2 protein-coding genes are annotated in these 3,125 nt (G+C 63.9%); both read right to left on the bottom strand.

Going from position 1 to position 3,125, the window contains the following annotated elements:
* Positions 1 to 2,199, bottom strand: a 2,199-nt coding sequence (locus ACOZK4_RS12025; RefSeq protein ID WP_421592079.1) for a PAS domain-containing sensor histidine kinase, incomplete at its 3' end; no start/stop codon positions are given.
* A 183-nt stretch (positions 2,200 to 2,382) separates the two neighbouring features.
* The coding region (locus ACOZK4_RS12020; protein WP_421592078.1) for an aminopeptidase N C-terminal domain-containing protein at positions 2,383 to 3,125 on the bottom strand (743 nt) is incomplete at its 5' end.

Here is a 3,125-nt window from a genome sequence, read left to right as displayed (position 1 = left end):
GCTCTTGGCGTACTGGCTCTGCACCTGCTCGAAGGGCTGGCCGATCTTCTGGAGCGCGGAGCGCGGGATGCCGATGCCGCTGTCTGCGATGGTAAGCGTCACCGCGCCTTCCACCTTGCGTGCCCGCACGATGACCTTGCCGCCCTCGTTGGTGAACTTCATGGCATTGGACAAGAGGTTCAGCAGGATCTGCTTCATCGCGCGGCGGTCCGCCACCGTCAGAAGATGCGCCGGGCACGTTTCCTGCACTTCGATATGTTTCTTCTCCGCCTGCAACATGGTGAGGCGCATGGTCTCCTCGATCAGCGGCGCGAGATCGATCGTCTCGCAGCTGATGCGCATATGGCCGGCCTCGATCTTCGACATGTCGAGAATGTCGCTGATGACGTTGAGCAGATGTTTGCCGCTCTCGTGGATATCGCGCGAATATTCGCGGTACTTGTCCGAGCCGATCGGGCCGAACATCTGGTTCTGCAGGATTTCGGAGAAGCCGAGGATGGCGTTGAGCGGCGTGCGCAGCTCATGCGACATGTTGGCGAGGAATTCCGACTTGGCGCGGTTGGCCGCCTCGGCGCGTTCCTTCTCCGCCTGATAGTTGGCGATGGCGACGGACAGTTCCGACTTCTGCCGCTCAAGCTTGGCGCGGGAGGCCGAGAGGTCGCCGATGGTCGCCATCAGGCGGCGCTCGGATTCGCGCAACCGGACTTGATGGCGCTTCATCATGGTGATGTCGGTGCCGACGGAGACGAGGCCGCCATCGCGCGTGCGCCGCTCGTTGATCTGCAGCCAGCGCTCATCGGCAAGCTGCACTTCGCTGGTCTGCGAGGCGCCGGTGCCGTCGGCATCTGCGATGCGCCGCTCGATGACCGGACGGGCCGCCGCTGCATACACAGCCGTGCGCTCGGTGCCGGGCACCAGCACGTCATCCGGCAATCCATAGGCCTGCTGGTAATGCGCGTTACACATCACGAGCCGGTCGCTCTTGTCCCAGAGAACGAAGGCTTCGGAGGTGCATTCGATGGCGTCGGCAAGGCGCTGGTCGGCCTCCTGGTAGCGCTGGGCGAGCCGGTGCTGCTCGGTCACGTCCATGGCGATGCCGATCATGTGCATGCGGCCGGAGGACATGCGGATCAGCTGGGCGCGCGCCCGCAGCCAAACATAATGCCCCTCGGCATGACGCATGCGGAAAACCTGATCGACCTGCTTGGCTTCGCCGCGGGCGACCGCGCGGGCCACCTGGTAGATGCCGTCGTCGTCGGGATGCATCAGGCGCGCGGCATCACCGAAGGAGAGCACGCTGTCGCGCGGCGGCATGCCGAGCATTTCATACATGGAGCGCGACCAGAACAGGCGCCGGTTCGACAGATCGAAATCCCAAAGGCCGCTGCGGCCGCGGGCGAGCGCCGTTTCCACGCGCAGGTTGGATTCCGCGAAGATAGCGTCGGCATCGCGCGCCCGCTTCGCCTGGATGTAGTAGGCATAGAGAATGACGAGCAGGATCGCCGAAATTCCGGCGAAGAGCGTCACGTTCAGCGCCACCTCGTCGCGCCAGAACAGCGCAACCTCGCCGAGTGGATTGGCGACGATGATGAAGCCGCCCTTGCGCGGCATCTGCACGAGCGAGGCGTAGTAGTCCTGCTCGCCGATGCGGGTGCGGAAGACGCCGTCCGGATCGCCGAAATACTGGTTGGCCGCAAGCTCCGGCGAGAAGCGCGCGAGCGATTGGCCGACATAACGCGCCCCCGCCAGCGAGGCGCCGAAAATCTGACCCTTCTCCGCGACGAACAGCACCAGCCCGCCCGGCTGCATGCGGTCCTGCGGCAGGTTAAGCGACAGTGCCGCCTCGACGGCCATGCGATCGGATTCCGCGAGGCTTTCGGCCATGGGGCCGGAGAAGACCGCACCGACGGCGAGCGCCGTCAGCGAGGTCGTGTCCTTCACGCTCGCGTCCATCCGGTCGTGTTCGACGGTGATGCCGACCATGCGCGAGATGGCCACCACAAGCAGAAATGCGATGATCAGGATCGGTATCGACCGTTTCAGCACGGGCTCGGCCCGTGTCAAATGCCGTCCGGCAGGTCCGGCGAAAATCTTCGCCTGTCCCGTCAGCTCATTTTCCCAGGCCGCAAATCCCGGAAATTTGAGACGAGTCCACCCGCCGGATGCGCGTCCTCGTTGCGCGTCCGCCATAGTCTTCAAACCTTGTAACCCTCTCGTGATTCGGCGCGCCGCTCGCCCGAATCTGCCCTAATGAATCAATTGTGATTCGGCTTGTCCAGAGAAAAAGGTAAAAGTTTCTTAACCATATTTTGCCGGTGCAAACTTCTATTCCGAAACTAAAACGGGCGCCGAAGCGCCCGGAATCGTTCGATTTTCAGCATTTCAGCCCTTGAGCATGCGCTCGACGATATCCGAAACGTCCGAGGAGAGCTTTTCGCCGGCCGCGATCGTTCGCAGCGCATTGCGCGCGTGATCCGAGCGGGTTTCCTCCAGTGCACGCCAGGAGCGCATGGACGTGAGGATGCGGGCGGCAAGCTGCGGGTTCTTCGGATCTATCTCGATGATCTGATCGGCCAGGAAACGGTATCCGGCGCCATCCGCCCGGTTGAAGCCGGTCGGGTTGGAGAAGGCGAAGGTGCCGACGAGCGCGCGCACGCGGTTCGGGTTCGCCTTGTTGAAATGCGGGCTCGTCATCAGCGCCTTGACGCGTTCCAGCGCGCCGTCGCCCGGAATGGTCGACTGGATGGAGAACCACTTGTCGATAACAAGCGCATTGTCGGCAAAGCGGGCGCGGAAGGCTTCGAGCGCCTCTGCCGTCTCCGGCGCATCCGGGAAACGGTGGGCCAGCACGGTGAGGGCGGCGCTCAGATCCGTCATATTGTCCGCAGCCTTGAAGGCCGCAGCCGCACGGGTAGGCCTGCCGTCGGAAACCGCGAGATAGGCAAGGGCCGCATTGCGCAGCGCGCGCTGGCCGGCGCTGGCGGCATCCGGCGTAAAGGCGCCCTTGGTGCCATGGCTTTCGAAGAGCATGGCGAAGACGGCCGGATTGCGGTTGGCGATGAAGGCCAGCACGGCTTCGCGGCCGGCGCGGATGGCGTCCGGATCGTTGTTGCTGCCGAGCTCGC

The organism is Shinella sp. M27 (assembly GCF_049199905.1).
GTDB lineage: Bacteria > Pseudomonadota > Alphaproteobacteria > Rhizobiales > Rhizobiaceae > Shinella.
Note: the sequence above shows the minus strand (reverse complement) of the source record. Positions and strands in the feature narration are given on the sequence as shown.